The following is a 15,294-nucleotide window of genomic DNA, read 5'->3' as shown; positions in this document are numbered from 1 at the left end:
AAAGGGGAGAGTACGATGGGAAAACCAACAGGATTTATGGAAATCAAACGTGAAAAAGGGAAGGAACGTGACCCGTTAAAACGTTTAGGTGATTGGAAAGAGTATGCTGCTCCTTTATCTGATGAAGCGCTAAGCCGTCAAGGAGCACGATGTATGGATTGTGGCACACCTTTTTGCCACATGGGAATGGATATTAATGCTTTTACTTCTGGATGTCCAATCTATAACTTAATTCCAGAGTGGAATGATTTAGTTTATAAAGGACGCTGGAAAGAAGCTTTAGAGCGTTTAATGAAAACCAACAACTTCCCGGAGTTTACAGGACGCGTTTGTCCTGCTCCGTGTGAAGGTTCCTGTACGCTTGCTATTTCAGACCCAGCGGTTTCGATCAAGAATATCGAACGCGCTATTATTGATAAAGGCTTTGAGAATGGGTGGATTACTCCGCGTATTCCGGAGAAAAGAACAGGCAAAAAAATTGCTGTTATTGGCTCTGGGCCAGCAGGCTTAGCGAGCGCAGATCAGCTGAATCAAGCGGGTCATTCAGTAACGGTATATGAAAGAGCAGATCGTGCCGGTGGTTTATTAACATATGGAATTCCAAATATGAAGCTAGATAAAGAAGTAGTGGAAAGACGTGTTCGCTTATTGACACAAGAAGGTATTGATTTTGTAACGAATACCGAAGTTGGAAAAGACATTACTGCTGAAGAGTTAAAAGAACAATATGATGCTGTCATTTTGTGTACAGGAGCTCAGAAGCAAAGAGATCTAGTATTAGAAGGCCGTGAAGCAAAAGGAGTTCACTTTGCAATGGACTACTTAACAACTTCAACAAAAAGCCTTTTAGATTCTAACTTCAAAGATGGTCAATTTATTGATGCTGAAGGAAAAGACGTTATTGTTATTGGAGGCGGAGACACGGGAGCTGACTGTGTAGCTACTGCTCTTCGTCAAAAATGCCGCAGTGTTGTTCAGTTTGGTAAACATCCTCAGCTTCCTGCTGAGCGTACGGCAGATAATATGTGGCCTGAATATCCACATGTATTTAATCTTGAATATGCTTATGAAGAAGCACAGGCGAAACTTGGGGACGATCCACGTGAATATTCAATTCAAACGAAAAAAATCGTGGCAGATGAGCAAGGTAATCTAAAAGAACTTCATACGGTTCAAATGGAAAAAGTAAAAGGTGAAAATGGACAGTACATCTTTACCGAAATTCCAGGAACAGAAAAAGTATGGCCAGCTCAGCTTGTCTTTATTGCGATTGGGTTTGAAGGTCCAGAGCATCCGGTTCTATCAGCGTTTGGTGTTGAAACGAAAAATCGTCGCGTAGATGCAGCGTATGGAAATTACAAAACAAATGTTGAAGGTGTTTTTGCTGCTGGTGATGCTCGTCGTGGGCAAAGTTTAATCGTATGGGCTATTCATGAAGGTCGTGAAGTAGCTAAACAAGTTGATAGCCATCTAATGGGAGCAACTGTATTACCATAACAAAAAACCGTCACAATTGTGGCGGTTTTTTGTTTATCTAGGATTTGGCACTTCATTTCCTCTACGTAAATTTTCAAATGAAACGGTTAAAATCGTGTTAGTAATTCGAACTTGTGAAACAGGGGAAACGCTGTATAAGTTAAAAAGTTCAAATATCCAGGGATCACGTTTTTTCAGCTGTCGCGCGGCTTTTTCGACGCGTTCGTTAATAGATCCGCTGTAATTGTTATAGTTATCATCAACAAATCTTACAATGGAACGAAATAAGTATTCTGTTAGTTTGCTATCCATCCCGCCTCGTTGAGCATCTCTGTAGATGGACTGATACTGGCGTTTTAAAATTTTCATCACTCTGTCTACATCGCGTGTAGATCTAACTTCCTCTTCTTCATGCAGGATATAAGAAAATAAGTCTTCATTGTATCTATAAGGTTCCAAATAATTTTCATTCGTAGTAGGAACCACTGGATGGTAGTAGCGCGGCATATAGGGGTAAACCCATTGACTGTACATGAGATATTCACACCTTCCTCGTTCATTTCCCATTAGTTTATGCACTAGCGTGCTAGCTGCTGCATGTTTGTTTTAAATAAAATTTAGGGGTTTGATAATAGGACCACCCTCTAAATTCTTGATAAGTCGATACGAAATAAATGTAAATCGGTGTATTTAGCAAGTCTGGATAATGTTGAAAAAACGCTTGGTCTCCGTAAAATATTGCTTCTAAAGCAAGCGGAAGCTCCCGGCGGAAAATGTGATAACGAAGCTGTGCTTGCTCGCGGCTGAACTCACCTCCGCTAACAAAAACTTCGCCTTGAATAACTGCTTGTCGGTCTGTTACGTGAAGAGCAGCTAGTACTTCATCACGCATATTTTTATCTATCGCCTTGTTGTTATATGAGCATCCGATGTTTAAAAAAAGCTGACCGGTTGTATCAGAATGAGTAAGAGTATATTTTCTTCCAGAAACCGGATAGGAGGAAGTAGCAGGGGGAATGAGAGTCGTAGAGAGTTTTGAAGAATTAAACGAACTCATAGTCATTGACACTCCTTTTTTTGAATAAATTTCAATATTATACGGCGCTATGGGCTCAGATGTGATAAATGTCTACTTTCTTTCTGCAACAAAGGCGTTTTGATGTACTTTTCGAGAAAATAATGGTAATATTTAACTAAAATTATGCGTGTACAGTCCCCGAAGATTGTCTTCAAAAGCAAATGTGAATGGAGGTTATCACTTGAATATCACAACGTTTGACGGTAAGTATGGAAACTGGTTAACGACTAAAAACCCTCTTCAATTTCAAGCAGCGACTGCCTATGGGAACATTGGGCTGGCTCCTATCTATTGGGGAACAAAAGAAGAAAAAAATGGATGGTATTACATGTATCAGCCTGAAGAAATAACGGGCGTTCAAGTAGAAGGTGAAGTTGATGGTGGTAAATTTCTCATTCGAATTCCTGATGACTGGAATGGAAAGTTAGTTATGTCGGGAGTTCCAGCTACCAGAGATGAGAAATCAACGGATTTACTGTTCAGCGACTATGTGTTGGCAAAAGGGTTTGCGTTTGCTGCTTCTGATAAAGGGACACAGGGAGAAGAAGTGAGAGATGATCCATTTGCTAAAGCAAAAAACGCTCTAGTCAAAGAAGAAGACTCCATTAGAAAATGGCATATTCAATACCGAGAAGTGACAAAAATTGCTCAGAGATTTTTGTTTGAAAATTATCGTCACAAACTCCAGAAAGAAGTGACAGAATATTTTGATATAAAAACGTATGCTTTAGGTATTTCTAATGGGGGTTATGTTGTTCGCTATGCTTTAGAAAACGATGGGAAAAATGGAGAGCCTCAGCTTTTTAATGGAGGGGTTGAATGGGAAGGGGTTATGTGGCGAGCTGATCACGATAACTTGATCACTTCCCTAACACCTGTTGTAAATCATGCCGAAGAAGCACTGTATACGGTAGGTGAATCGCAAAAAGAAGCTTTGCACCGGTTGTATCAAGCAGGGTTGCCAAAAGGATCTGAGTTTTTATGGCCATATCATGACCAGTATTATTGGTTTTTAACGCTTAATATATATAGAGATGAGTTTGACAGTCAAGCACCTGGAAGCATTCCGTGGCAAAAATACTTGACGCTTTTTGAAAACGGAGTTAGAGATCGTTCGTTAGATTCTATTTTTAAAAAGTATGATTATCAAGAAAGACCACAAGATGTTAAGCAAAAAGTTCGTGAAATTGAAAATACAGGTGATATTTCCGTTCCGTTGATAAGCATTACAGGGTCGTTAGATGCTCTTATTTTTCCGGATATTCATGCTTATCCTTATGAACAACTGGTAAAAGATTCTGGTAAGCAGCACCTTCATCGTCACTACGTAATTGAAAATGGAAACCATATTGATAGCTTAGTATGGAATCATCAAATTGATCCAGATCGAAAGCTTCAGCCTCTCCTTCCTTATGTGTATCAAGGATTTGAACTGCTATGTGATTGGGTGGAGAATTTTGAAGAACCTCCGAAAAATAAGAAAATAAGTGTGCCTCTCAAGGAAATGCATGTAAAGGATCTAAAAACAGAGGAAGACGTGCTGCCGTTGACTACAAAGAAAAGCATATCAACAAAAAAATAAATTGTCGAAAACCGTGCCGAAGGCGCGGTTTTTAATTTAGAAAAGCAACATTTGAATAAAAACAGCTTCTATGAATACAAAATATTATAGTGCGATAAGAATGGAATATACGTTATTTGTTATTTATTTTTATCTATTTAAAATAAAAATAATAAAAACATTGAACAAAACCGAACTTTTGTGTTAGATTAATAACTATAATTCGTACATTTATTAAATGGCTACAGTTGAAAGGAGCAAAAAACATCATGACAGCGAAAGTAATTAAAGGAAAAGAAGTAGCGCAAGAACTGCGCGCCGCATTAAAAGAAGAGGTAGCTCAATTAAAAACAAAAGGTATCGTTCCTGGTTTAACCGTAATTTTAGTAGGAGAAAATCCTGCTTCCCAATCATATGTAAAAGCAAAAGCAAAGGCTTGTGAAGAAATCGGTGTTGCGTCTGAAATTATCAAACGTGACGTAACGATTACGGAAGAAGAGCTTTTAAACGAAATCCATCACTTGAATGGAAATCCATCTGTTCATGGTATTCTTATTCAACTTCCATTACCAAAACATATTGATGAAAAAGCAGTATTAAATGCTGTATCTCCTAAAAAAGATGTAGATGGCTTCCACCCAGTAAGCGTAGGGAATATGGTCATTGGCGATGAGTGCTATTTACCATGTACACCACACGGTATCGTTGAGTTAATTAAACGTTCAGGTGAAGAAATTTCAGGTAAACATGCGGTAGTAATTGGACGAAGCAATATTGTTGGTAAACCAGTATCCATGCTGTTACTTCAAGAAAGTGCAACGGTAACAATTGCTCACTCTCGCACAAAAGATTTATCTGCTTTAACAAAACAAGCTGATATTCTTGTGTCAGCTGTAGGACAACCTAGACTTATCAAAGCAGATGATATTAAGCCGGGTGCCATTGTAATTGATGTAGGTAACACAATGGAAAATGGTAAACTCGTTGGTGATGTTGATTACGAAGCGGCTTTAGAAGTTGCAGGTTATATCACACCAGTACCAGGCGGCGTTGGTCCGATGACCATCACAATGCTATTAAAAAATACGGTAGACGCTGCTAAAACAATTAACAACGTAAAATAATAGAAAGTTAAAAATCCCGTGCGTATATGCACGGGATTTTTTTGCTTCAGTAATGGAATGAAAGCTAAAAGAATAGAATGTAACATTCTGTATAGAAAGAGGAGGAAGCGATGGTTACGTTACCTGCAACGGTATATTCTCAACAAATAGTGAAGAAAAAGTTAAACGTTTACTATCCAGCTGTTCATTTGACTAATCCAGCGGTTCAGCACAGCATTAACAGTAAAATCTTGCAGCGTACGAATGAATTAATTCGTCAGCAGGGATATGGAGAAAATCCGGATACAGAAGAAACGGGTTATTATGAGTTGAAAACAAACGAGCGAAATGTGCTCAGCTTAACGCTTGTCAATTTTGCTTATTCCGGGGGAGCGCACGGATTGACCGTGGTAGTTCCGTTAACGTTTAATGTGCTGACTGGAAAAACGTATCAACTAAAAGATTTGTTTAAAAAAGACAGTAATTACGTAAGTGTTCTTTCTAAAATAGTAGGAGCGCAAATAAAAGAGCGCGATATTATGGTTCTTGGAGAATATAAAGGAATTAAACCAGATCAGGATTTTTATATCGCCGATAAATCACTTGTACTATTTTATCAGCTGTATGACCTGGCTCCTTACGCATATGGAATTCCTTACTTTCCAATTTCTATCTATGCTATTCAAGATATTATTACAGATGAAAGTCCACTTGGACAAATGTTTGGATAAAGTTATAAAAAATTGCGGTGCGGCCGTACGTATCTTTTTAATTCGGCCGCTAACTGCTGACGAAGCGAACGAACGCCAATCGCTTCAGCAATATCTTTTGCTACAGGAAACACCCCGATTTTAGTGATATGAACACGAAGATAACCCTCGTACAAGCATCCTCGCTCCGCATGCTTGATTTTGGTGCGTACAACAGCTTCTATTTTATCGTTTTCATTTTGCAAAGGGTAAGAATCTGTAATATGAAAACGAAAAGAATATTCCTCCATCACCATCATCCTTTTTTCTATGATATGTACTAGCATACTATACAAATAGTGAATCAGAAAAAATAAATGTGTCAAAAGAACAAAGCGCAAAGTAATCAAGGAAGCAGTTTCTTGCATGTAATGATCATTATTTGTGAACGATAACAGAAAAAGACAAAAAGCTGGAGTTGCGATGATAAAAATAGCATTCAAAGGATTACTTATTATTTTATCTTTATATATTCTGTATGTGGTTATAACGGCGGTGGTTCTCTTTTATGTACCTTTAAAAATAGGAGAGGAAACGACCTCAATTAAACCGGCTAGCTTTTTTGGTCACAGTGAGTCTACGGACCGAGTGAGACTTCTTGAAGATGGTTATGAGGCAGGAAGAGTTCGTATTCAAATGATTCAACAAGCTGAGAAATCGATTGATATTGCTTATTACTCAATAGGAAAAGGAGAGTCAACTGATTTAATTATGGCCGCTCTTTTTAAAGCAGCTGATCGAGGCGTCCATACTCGCGTTCTTTTGGATGGGATAGCTAACGGCTTACGGGGAAACCGAAGGGGCGTGCTCTATGCATTAGCTTCACATCCTAATATTGAAGTGAAGTATTACGAACCGTTTCAATTGTTTAAACCTTGGGCGTGGCAAAATCGTATGCATGACAAAATAATGGTTGTAGACGGACAGCTAGGCATAATAGGGGGACGGAATATAGGGGACAAATATTTGGCTAAAAAGCCTCCTCCAGACTTCGTCTATGATCGTGATGTCTTTATTACAAACAGTAAACATACACAAGATAGCGTCATCACTCAAATGCAAAATTATATAAATGAATTATGGGCTCATCCCTACACTAAAAAAGCTTTTCATCATCTCACACAGTACCAGGTTGATCAGGGGAAGAGGATGAAAGCTTTGCTGCTGCAGCAATATGATAAAGCTAAGCAAGTAGGAGAAACGTTTGCGACCCCCAAGATTAATTGGAATGCTTCCACCGTTTCTACAAAGCGTGTTTCTTTTATTCATAATCCAATTGAACGCTTTAATAAACGACCTTTTATGTGGAAAACGTTTATTAACCTAGCAGAAGAAGCTAACCGCTCTGTTCTTATTCAAAGTCCTTATGTGGTGCCCACCAATGCGATGAGAAAGTATACAGCCATGAAAAAGAAGCCAGACGTTCAATGGACGCTACTCACAAATTCAGTTACATCTACGCCCAATGTGTTGGCTTTTTCCGGATATATTAGTATGCGTGATACGATTATGAAGACAGGTGTAAAGCTTTACGAATACCAAGGACCTTATTCGATCCATGCAAAGTCTGTGATTTATGATCAAAGACTTAGCGCCGTAGGCTCTTTTAATTTAGATTCCCGTTCTACATTTTTGAATAACGAATCAATGGTCATTATCGATAGTCAAAAATTTGCAAAAGAGTTGACGATGGCGATGGAAAACAAAATGGATAAAAGTATTCTTATTGCCAATCACAAGCGCTGGGTTAAACCTCCTGAAATCCAAAAGAAAGAAGAGCCTGTTATGAAGCGTACCTTACTGTATACCCTTGCAAAAGTAACGAGGTTTTTTAAGGAGTTTATTTAAATAACCGGCAGTAGAACAAAAAGCACTCAATGAACATTCATTGAGCGCTTTTTGTTACATACCTTATAAATAAGCTCATACAACGATCACATCACGTAAATTATCCTCTTTTATTTATTGGGAAAAATCGGTAGTATAAACATAATAAACAAAAAGGAGGAAGGTACGTGGAAACCGCTGTTTTAATTAAACCAGATGCAGCTTATAAAAAGGCTTATATGAGCTTTTATCATGAATGGAAAGCAAGCGGAGAAAAAATGATTCCGTGGGTCATTGCTAAAGATCCTGCTTACTTTGAAAAAATGGTTCAAGAGTTATTAGATGCAGAAAAAGGGATCGGATTAAAAAAAGGATTTGTACCCGATTCCACCTACTGGCTAATGCATCACGAAAGAGTAATAGGCGTAGTTAATATCCGCCATGAGCTAAGTGAAATACTTCGAAACAGCGGAGGACATATAGGGTATGGTATTCGGCCAAGTGAAAGACAAAAAGGATATGCCAAGCTGCTACTGAGGTTATCTCTTCAAGAAATTAAAAAGCTGGGAGTCCAACGGGCATTAGTTGTGTGTGATGATTGGAACACTGCTTCTCGTCGAACTATTCTGGCAAACGGTGGTATACAAGACGAGGATTATATAGAAGAGGACGGGGCTATTGTTCAACGCTTTTGGATTCATACGGATAAAATGGCATAAAAAAGAGATGAATTTTTTAATTCACCTCTTTTTTGCTTAGTCATATTGTTTTAAAGCTAACTTCAGCCGCATATAGGTATACATAGCGTATGCCTGTCTTCCTTTTAAACTGTACGGATTTGCTTTGGAGCAAAGACACTCAAGAAATTGCTCATCACATGAGCGGCATGATCCGTAATCTTCATAGCATAAATCATGGTATTTACAGCAGCAGTCTACATCATTTACAGGACATCCCGGACCACTGCATCCGGGGCCACACCATTTATAGCCGGGGAAGAGGCAGGGCGTGGCTTTCCGTTTATTCGGAACAGACATAATCATACATCCTTTTCAATAGTCTCTTTACATTAAATGCAAAAAAGAGAAAAGAGAAAGGGACAAACACCTTGCAGCAGTAGCCTAATTTTCATGAATTTCTATTTAATCGATAAATGCGTCATTCATCCGCATTAATAGTTTGCCAAATAGCTCCTTTTCTTCACTTGACCATTTTTTTAACATACTATGATAGCGTTCAAGGCGCATTTGCTTATCAGTTTGCAGCATTTGTTTCCCGCGTGTTGTGATGTCAAATAGGCTGACTCGCCCATCCGAAGGATCACAGGAGCGAGAAATAAGCTTTTTATTTTCTAAAGCAGCAGCCTGTCTAGAAAGAGTTGAAATGTCGAGTTTAAATGCTTCTGCCAGTTCTTTTACACGAGCTGGTCCAAATTCATCTAATTGCCGCAGCAATAAATAAGCTGATCTTTCTAGGTTTCCTATTTTATTTTCGGAATTATCAAGATAGACCGCTCGTCTAATAAAGGTAGTAAGTTCATATTCAATCAATTCAATTGAATTCTTTTCTTGCATTATAATCGCCCCTTACAAAATCATTCATTGACAAAGAAATATATACTTGTATAATACAAATGTATATATAGTTGTATAGTACAAGTAAAAGTAGGTAAAGTAAAGGTGTTTATATAGTTAAATGTTAGACAACATGACAAAATAAAGAGAGGAGGGCAGCTGTTCTTTATTTATAGGACAGTGACCTATAATGAAAGTGATACGAATCATTTTACAAATTGCGATTCTTTATGCTTTTTCTATGATTGGCGAAGCTGTTCACCATATGCTTCATCTACCTATTCCAGGCAGTATTATAGGCTTAATTTTAATGCTCATTTGCTTAACGTGCAAAGTTGTTCCCATCAAAATAATTGAAGACGGAGCAAGTTTCTTGTTATCTTTTTTACCGCTATTATTCATACCAGCTATGGCAGGTGTGATGAATTATCCTTCGCTTCTTTCAAGCAGCGGAGCGGTTTTATTTTTAATTATTGTGCTTAGTACGATTGTTACGATGGCCGCTGCAGGGACTTCCAGCCAAATTTTGGAAAAAAAAGCGAACAAACGAAAGGAGAAACAACAGTGCAAGAATTCTTTATCGCGGTCTTTATAATCGTAGCTACAGTTGCTTTGTATCTAGTCATGGCAAAAGTATACGTGCGGTTCTCCTATCCGATTCTTATTCCTGTTTTAACTACAACCATATTCGTTATTCTTCTTTTGCTTGCTTTTCATGTTTCCTATGATGAGTATATGATTGGAGGCAAATGGATTAATTCACTTCTAGGACCAGCGGTTGTTGCATTAGCGTATCCACTCTATAAACAGCGTGAGATGCTAGTAAAATACAGCGTTCCTATTATTGGAGGGGTATTTGTAGGGTTATTCGCAGGCATGATCAGCGGACTTGTGTTTGCTGAAGTATTTGGCGTTGATCGAAGCCTGATTTTATCCATTATTCCTAAGTCTATTACTACTCCGGTAGCGATTCAGATCGCCACAGGACTAGGGGGCGTTCCATCGATGACCGTGGTATTTGTTATGATCGCAGGTTTTTCTGGAGTAATCCTTGGACCGCTACTTTTAAAATGGATTCGGATCAAGAGTTCTTTAGGAAAAGGAATTGCATTAGGCAGTGCTTCTCATGCGCTAGGAACTTCTAAAGCATTTGAATACGGTGAGCTAACGGTATCGATGAGTTCAGTATCAATGACGTTAAGCGCTGTATTAGGATCCGTTTTTGGGCCAATTGTTGTCTGGCTATTCCAAGTGTAAGGCGAGATAAAAGAAAGTGAATATAAAAAACGAGGCTGAGACAAAAGTATGTTAGTTAAAGTTGAACACGAACGATCTATTGAAAGGTGATGGATAGTTCGTGTTTTTTTATGCTCATCGTAAACGTAGATTTAATGTATGTACTGGCTTCTAACTGTTGATTTCGTTATGCCCCCATCTCGCTTTTTATATAAAAGCATAAATTTTTTCCGAAGCAAATTTTAAGTTGTGCGGCTCTTACTCTGGTACTATAATAAAAAGAAAGAAAATTCATAAAATAACCGCTTTTTTGTTATTTTTAGGAAGGCTAGTCAATTTTCGGATGGATAAGTAGGCTTAGTCAAGGTTATATACGCAGTAAAAATAGCAGAAAAGAGGAGCTGAACGTATTTTATGAAAGAGGAACTCGTGTATATAGGAAAAAAGATTCTTGAACATAAATATAGCTTGTCAGAAAAATTAGCCGAACGTTTAGATGCTACACATACGCTAAGTCTAGAGGAATTGAAAGAAAAGAAAATTCTGAAGTGGCGAGTGTCAATTATGGAATACTTTGGGAGAGCTCTATTTGAAGAACAGGAGGCTGTACTTAAACTTGTTAAAGAATGGGCACTTGATACGGGTAAATATGCAGTGGAAAAAAATATTCCTTTAGAAAAAGCACTAGGTATCCTTCCAATCTATCGCAGCGTTATTTGGGATGTATTTACAAGAGAACTAGAGGAGCATCAGTTTGCTGCAATTACCATGCTGCATGTCAGTGAACGAATTGATCCACTTTTAGATACGGTAACATGTGTTTTTGGTCAAATTTATGACGAGCATAATCGATATATGATGAATTTAGCTTATACGTCACTAGAAGAACTTTCAGTTCCGCTCGTACCTGTCACAAAAGGGATTGCTATTATGCCGATTATTGGAGAAATTGATACCCACCGCTCGCAAGTTATTATGGAAACCTGCTTGAAAAAAGGGACAAGCCTTCAATTATCTTATCTTATTTTAGATATTTCAGGTGTCGTGATTATTGATACAATGGTAGCAGACAATCTTTTTAAAATTCATCGATCGCTTAAATTGGTGGGAGTGGAAGCTATTATAACGGGGATACGACCGGAAATTGCCCAAACGGTAGTGAAACTAGGAATTGATTTTAATCAAATTAAAACAGAAGCAAATTTAGAAGCGGCGCTTTTAAAAATTGGGTTTACACGTCCTGAAGAGCATAGCCGCACGCATGTGTCATCGCGGCGCATAAAATGACCGGCCATAAATATGGATTTCAGCATGTAGAAAGTAAGTGCATAGTAAAAAAGCGGATGTTAATCAACATCCGCTTTTTTACTTAATAAATGCGATATGCCATGGCAGCACAAAAGCATAAACGAGGAAGTATACCGCTATTGAATAGATAAAAAACCAGCCGTTTAAATAAAACAAGGGCAAGAATAAATAAGCATAAACTAACGGTAATCGGAAACCACAAACCGTGTGCAGATAAGTCTAAATGCTGAATTGCTTGCTCCAACATTGTTCACCTCAAAAGGAAGAGTTAGTGTTGAAGTTAGCCTGTGTTATGGAAAGTATTTTATACATTTTCTACGCGTTGCGCGTGTATTCTTCTCGCAAGATTGAATATAACTTTAAGTCTTGATGAGCTCCTTTAATAAACATGGCTTTTCGAATTGTTCCTTCATAAGACATACCGATTTTTTTCATCACTTTCTCAGAAGCGGCATTTTCAACAAAGCACCTCGCCTGAATGCGCACTAAATCCATTTCTTCAAATCCAAACGCAATTACTTTTTCAGCTGCTTCCGTAACAAATCCCTTATTCCAATATGCTTCAGAAATCGCATAGCCAATTTCCGCAATGCGATGAGTAGGGTTCCAAGTGACAAAGTCAATGGTGCCAATACATTTTTTCAGGGCTTTGATTTCCATAGCCCAAGGAGAAATGGATTGGTTGCTGTACTGCTTTAAAACGAAGGAAACAAACTCTTTTGTATCTTGAAGCTTTCGGTGCTTTTCCCAATTTACATATCTGCTTACCTTTTCATTTGAGGCATATTCAAACATGTCACGCACATCTTTTTTGGTAACTTTCCGCAAGCGGAGTCTTTCTGTTTCTAGTGTGGGTAAATTTCCGTATATATCTTTTACTTGAATCATAAAGTTGTCTCCTTTCTCAGCAAGAAGTGGATGAAGTGTTGATAAGAATGTTTCATAGAAGCTGCAGCATCCAAGAAAGATCCTTTTCATTTCATGTACTTGATTCTTTAATTGTAAAATATTTCATTGCTGAGCGTAAGAGGTCAAATAGCTTTTTAAAAAATAAAAACATTATTTTCACTGTTCATAATCAGTTCACATAAGCTTGTTAGACTAAAGTCAGAAATTACGAAGGAGTGAAATGAAACACATGAACAGTGAAGTGAAAGAAGAACGGACTTCAAACAAAAAAAGAATAGACTTATTTTTAGTTCCAATTGTTTTAATTGCAGCGTTTTTGAACTTATTTAAAATTTGGACAGATGAATACGCCAACGCTTATTACACGGCAGCTGTCAAAAGTATGCTTCAAAGTTTTCATAATTTCTTTTACGCATCTTTTGATCCAGGAGGCTATGTAACCATTGATAAGCCGCCGGTTGTGTTTTGGATTCAGACAATTAGCGCCAAAATATTTGGATTTCACGGGTGGAGCGTCATTTTACCGCAAGCATTAGCAGGCATCGGTTCAGTTCTTTTACTATACGTACTCGTGAAACGTACGTTTGGCGTATGGGCTGGGAGGTTTGCTGCTCTTGCGATGGCTCTGACGCCGATTGTGCCCGCGGTAAGCCGAACAAATAATATTGATAGTATGCTTGTGTTTACATTATTAGTAGCAACGTGGATGTTGTTTCGTGCTGTGCGTACAGCTAAATTTGGCTGGGTGTTAGCGGCTTTTGCGATGATTGGTGTTGCATTTAACATGAAAATGCTTCAAGCATACATGGTTTTACCAGCATTCTATGTTTTCTATGTAGTGGCAACCAAAATTACGTGGAAAAAGAAAATTGCTTTTTTAACAACAGCAACTGCACTGATGCTTGCTGTTTCTGTCTCATGGGCAGTTGTAGTAGATTCAACTTCGGCTGATAAGCGTCCTTATATGGGAAGCAGTCAAACAAATTCAGTTCTAGAGCTTGCTTTTGGATATAACGGTATCAATCGTTTAACTGGAAATACAAGCGTGACGGGAAGCAGTCATAAACAGCCTGCTCAAGCTCAGCAGCAAACAGCAAGCAGTGAAACAAAACAAACGAGTAATTCAAATGCTGAGTCTTCACAAAGCTCAAATCAAAGCAAGAGCAGCTCTTCTCAAAAGATGCAGGCTCCAGATGGAGGAAATCAAAACGGAATGTTCAACACGGGGAACCCTGGTCCATTCCGACTGTTCCAAAAAGGGTTATCAGATCAAATCAGCTGGTTATTGCCATTTGTAATCTTTTCAATCGTGGGTCTATTTGCTGGAGTGAAATTTAAAGGGCCTTACACGGCAAAACAAAAAGAAAGTTTATTTTGGTTAGCTTGGCTGCTGCCGGTAGCTGTTTTCTTTAGTATCGCAGGATTTTTCCATCAGTATTATTTAATTATGCTGGCACCTCCAATCGCAGCATTTGCAGGAGCGGGAGCAGTAGCTTTATGGAGTATGTACAAACAGCATAATGGCTGGAAATCATGGCTGCTGCCGAGTGGTATTTTAACAACAGCAGCGCTTCAAGTATATATCATGTCTCCTTATGTCAGCTCAATCGGCGTAGCGCCAATTGCAGGTGTAGGGGCACTGGGCGTCATTTTAGCTCTTGTTTTAGCTATTCGTAAAGAGCGTAAAAATTCTGTAACGAATTATTTAGGAGTAGCAGCAATGGTTGTCTTGCTTGCAATGCCGGCGTACTGGGCAATGACACCAATTATTTATGGTGGAAATAGCATGCTTCCAGCAGCAGGTCCTGATTCTTCAAGCGGTATGGGAGGACCTCCAAGCACAGCTACAAATAGCAAACAGTCTGGCTTTAACGGCATGCAGCCTCCAGGAAGCTCTGGCAGCAATTCATCTTCAAACAATCAAATGCAGCCGCCAAGCGGTTCGTCCAATAATGGTCAAATGCAGCCGCCAAGCGGATCGTCAAACAGCGGTCAAATGCCAGGAGGCTCGTCCAAAAATAATGGTCAAATGCAAATGCCAAGTAGCTCTTCAAGCAAATTATCATCTTCAAAACGAAAAAGTGGAGGGATGAACGCAGAAGTAAACACAAAGCTACTAAACTATTTAACAAAAAATAATACAGGCGAAAAATATTTATTTGCCACAACGGATTCAACTTCAGCTGCGCCTTACATTATCAAAACGGGCAAGCCAGTCATGGCAATGGGAGGATTTAGCGGTTCAGATCCAATTCTAACGGTGAGTAAATTAAAATCTATGATTAAAAAAGGTGAAGTGAAATATTTCTACCTGTCTGGAATGGGTAAGGGAGGCCAATCTGACGTTATCACGTGGATTAAAGAAAATAGTAAGGAGATCCCTTCTTCCAAATGGCAGTCTACTTCATCAAGTTCTCAGCAAGGACCATCTGGAAACGGAACATTATACGAAATAACGCTTAAATAAGGAGGA

At 38.6% G+C, this 15,294-nt stretch carries 16 protein-coding genes; 10 read left to right on the top strand and 6 right to left on the bottom strand.

What is annotated here, in order from left to right:
- The first annotated feature begins 15 nt into the window (after window positions 1–15).
- Window positions 16–1,497: a glutamate synthase small subunit gene (gene gltD, locus ACRPLY_RS03225; protein WP_432231541.1), complete on the top strand. Its 1,482-nt coding sequence runs from the start codon at window positions 16–18 to the stop codon at window positions 1,495–1,497.
- Window positions 1,498–1,530: 33 nt separating this feature from the next.
- Here the strand turns inward: gltD and ACRPLY_RS03220 are convergent, their stop codons facing one another.
- Together ACRPLY_RS03220 and ACRPLY_RS03215 are read right to left on the bottom strand one after the other, a co-directional pair.
- Window positions 1,531–2,010 (bottom strand): hypothetical protein, encoded by a 480-nt coding sequence (locus tag ACRPLY_RS03220; RefSeq protein ID WP_047751087.1) that lies wholly within the window; start codon window positions 2,008–2,010, stop codon window positions 1,531–1,533.
- Window positions 2,011–2,062: 52 nt separating this feature from the next.
- On the bottom strand, window positions 2,063–2,533 hold the full coding sequence (locus ACRPLY_RS03215) for a staygreen family protein (protein WP_165635956.1): 471 nt from the start codon (window positions 2,531–2,533) through the stop codon (window positions 2,063–2,065).
- Between the two features lie 202 nt (window positions 2,534–2,735).
- Here ACRPLY_RS03215 and ACRPLY_RS03210 point away from each other — a divergent pair, with 202 nt between their 5' ends.
- The 3 genes from ACRPLY_RS03210 to ACRPLY_RS03200 all read left to right on the top strand — a co-directional run bounded on the left by ACRPLY_RS03210 (window position 2,736) and on the right by ACRPLY_RS03200 (window position 5,949).
- Entirely contained in the window at window positions 2,736–4,136 is a 1,401-nt protein-coding gene (locus ACRPLY_RS03210; protein WP_034265692.1) for a tannase/feruloyl esterase family alpha/beta hydrolase, read from the top strand.
- A gap of 248 nt (window positions 4,137–4,384) precedes the next feature.
- Entirely contained in the window at window positions 4,385–5,239 is an 855-nt protein-coding gene (gene folD, locus ACRPLY_RS03205; RefSeq protein ID WP_028408722.1) for a bifunctional methylenetetrahydrofolate dehydrogenase/methenyltetrahydrofolate cyclohydrolase FolD, read from the top strand.
- Between the two features lie 110 nt (window positions 5,240–5,349).
- A complete protein-coding gene (locus ACRPLY_RS03200) occupies window positions 5,350–5,949 on the top strand; it encodes a DUF3298 and DUF4163 domain-containing protein (protein WP_165635957.1) in 600 nt (199 codons plus the stop codon).
- A 2-nt stretch (window positions 5,950–5,951) separates the two neighbouring features.
- Here the strand turns inward: ACRPLY_RS03200 and ACRPLY_RS03195 are convergent, their stop codons facing one another.
- Window positions 5,952–6,218, bottom strand: coding sequence for a hypothetical protein (locus ACRPLY_RS03195; protein ID WP_028413557.1), 267 nt, complete (start codon window positions 6,216–6,218; stop codon window positions 5,952–5,954).
- Window positions 6,219–6,390: 172 nt separating this feature from the next.
- On the opposite strand from ACRPLY_RS03195, the gene ACRPLY_RS03190 reads away from it, so the two are divergent.
- Together ACRPLY_RS03190 and ACRPLY_RS03185 are read left to right on the top strand one after the other, a co-directional pair.
- Window positions 6,391–7,815: a phospholipase D-like domain-containing protein gene (locus ACRPLY_RS03190; protein ID WP_337050537.1), complete on the top strand. Its 1,425-nt coding sequence runs from the start codon at window positions 6,391–6,393 to the stop codon at window positions 7,813–7,815.
- A 218-nt stretch (window positions 7,816–8,033) separates the two neighbouring features.
- Entirely contained in the window at window positions 8,034–8,513 is a 480-nt protein-coding gene (locus tag ACRPLY_RS03185; RefSeq protein ID WP_048021498.1) for a GNAT family N-acetyltransferase, read from the top strand.
- Window positions 8,514–8,549: 36 nt separating this feature from the next.
- Here the strand turns inward: ACRPLY_RS03185 and ACRPLY_RS03180 are convergent, their stop codons facing one another.
- Both ACRPLY_RS03180 and ACRPLY_RS03175 read right to left on the bottom strand, forming a co-directional pair.
- A complete protein-coding gene (locus ACRPLY_RS03180; RefSeq protein ID WP_080754416.1) occupies window positions 8,550–8,831 on the bottom strand; it encodes a hypothetical protein in 282 nt (93 codons plus the stop codon).
- Between the two features lie 105 nt (window positions 8,832–8,936).
- On the bottom strand, window positions 8,937–9,368 hold the full coding sequence (locus ACRPLY_RS03175) for a MarR family winged helix-turn-helix transcriptional regulator (RefSeq protein WP_337050538.1): 432 nt from the start codon (window positions 9,366–9,368) through the stop codon (window positions 8,937–8,939).
- 190 nt (window positions 9,369–9,558) lie between these two features.
- Between ACRPLY_RS03175 and ACRPLY_RS03170 the strand changes: the two genes are divergently transcribed.
- From ACRPLY_RS03170 to ACRPLY_RS03160, 3 genes are all read left to right on the top strand, one after another.
- Window positions 9,559–9,963: a CidA/LrgA family protein gene (locus ACRPLY_RS03170; RefSeq protein ID WP_337050539.1), complete on the top strand. Its 405-nt coding sequence runs from the start codon at window positions 9,559–9,561 to the stop codon at window positions 9,961–9,963.
- Window positions 9,964–9,992: 29 nt separating this feature from the next.
- Complete coding sequence (locus ACRPLY_RS03165) at window positions 9,993–10,625, top strand: LrgB family protein (protein WP_240962161.1); 633 nt, start codon at window positions 9,993–9,995, stop codon at window positions 10,623–10,625.
- A gap of 393 nt (window positions 10,626–11,018) precedes the next feature.
- Complete coding sequence (locus ACRPLY_RS03160) at window positions 11,019–11,891, top strand: STAS domain-containing protein (RefSeq protein WP_033578835.1); 873 nt, start codon at window positions 11,019–11,021, stop codon at window positions 11,889–11,891.
- 336 nt (window positions 11,892–12,227) lie between these two features.
- On the opposite strand, the gene ACRPLY_RS03155 is transcribed toward ACRPLY_RS03160, so the two are convergent.
- Window positions 12,228–12,800: a GNAT family N-acetyltransferase gene (locus tag ACRPLY_RS03155; RefSeq protein ID WP_014460341.1), complete on the bottom strand. Its 573-nt coding sequence runs from the start codon at window positions 12,798–12,800 to the stop codon at window positions 12,228–12,230.
- Window positions 12,801–13,041: 241 nt separating this feature from the next.
- Between ACRPLY_RS03155 and ACRPLY_RS03150 the strand changes: the two genes are divergently transcribed.
- Entirely contained in the window at window positions 13,042–15,288 is a 2,247-nt protein-coding gene (locus ACRPLY_RS03150; protein WP_165635961.1) for an ArnT family glycosyltransferase, read from the top strand.
- The last annotated feature ends 6 nt before the right edge of the window (window positions 15,289–15,294 follow it).

The organism is Priestia sp. TGN 0903, assembly GCF_050846855.1.
In the GTDB taxonomy this organism is placed as follows: Bacteria; Bacillota; Bacilli; order Bacillales; family Bacillaceae_H; genus Priestia; species Priestia zanthoxyli.
Note: the sequence above shows the minus strand (reverse complement) of the source record. Positions and strands in the feature narration are given on the sequence as shown.

Coding starts and splice junctions, on each gene's coding strand:
- ACRPLY_RS03170 (WP_337050539.1), top strand. CDS start 9,559: ATGAAAGTGATACGAATCATTTTACAAATTGCGATTCTTTATGCTTTT.
- folD (WP_028408722.1), top strand. CDS start 4,385: ATGACAGCGAAAGTAATTAAAGGAAAAGAAGTAGCGCAAGAACTGCGC.
- ACRPLY_RS03190 (WP_337050537.1), top strand. CDS start 6,391: ATGATAAAAATAGCATTCAAAGGATTACTTATTATTTTATCTTTATAT.
- ACRPLY_RS03220 (WP_047751087.1), bottom strand. CDS start 2,010: ATGTACAGTCAATGGGTTTACCCCTATATGCCGCGCTACTACCATCCA.
- ACRPLY_RS03185 (WP_048021498.1), top strand. CDS start 8,034: ATGAGCTTTTATCATGAATGGAAAGCAAGCGGAGAAAAAATGATTCCG.
- ACRPLY_RS03155 (WP_014460341.1), bottom strand. CDS start 12,800: ATGATTCAAGTAAAAGATATATACGGAAATTTACCCACACTAGAAACA.
- ACRPLY_RS03150 (WP_165635961.1), top strand. CDS start 13,042: ATGAAACACATGAACAGTGAAGTGAAAGAAGAACGGACTTCAAACAAA.
- ACRPLY_RS03180 (WP_080754416.1), bottom strand. CDS start 8,831: ATGTCTGTTCCGAATAAACGGAAAGCCACGCCCTGCCTCTTCCCCGGC.
- ACRPLY_RS03215 (WP_165635956.1), bottom strand. CDS start 2,533: ATGAGTTCGTTTAATTCTTCAAAACTCTCTACGACTCTCATTCCCCCT.
- ACRPLY_RS03160 (WP_033578835.1), top strand. CDS start 11,019: ATGAAAGAGGAACTCGTGTATATAGGAAAAAAGATTCTTGAACATAAA.
- gltD (WP_432231541.1), top strand. CDS start 16: ATGGGAAAACCAACAGGATTTATGGAAATCAAACGTGAAAAAGGGAAG.
- ACRPLY_RS03165 (WP_240962161.1), top strand. CDS start 9,993: ATGGCAAAAGTATACGTGCGGTTCTCCTATCCGATTCTTATTCCTGTT.
- ACRPLY_RS03200 (WP_165635957.1), top strand. CDS start 5,350: ATGGTTACGTTACCTGCAACGGTATATTCTCAACAAATAGTGAAGAAA.
- ACRPLY_RS03175 (WP_337050538.1), bottom strand. CDS start 9,368: ATGCAAGAAAAGAATTCAATTGAATTGATTGAATATGAACTTACTACC.
- ACRPLY_RS03195 (WP_028413557.1), bottom strand. CDS start 6,218: ATGGAGGAATATTCTTTTCGTTTTCATATTACAGATTCTTACCCTTTG.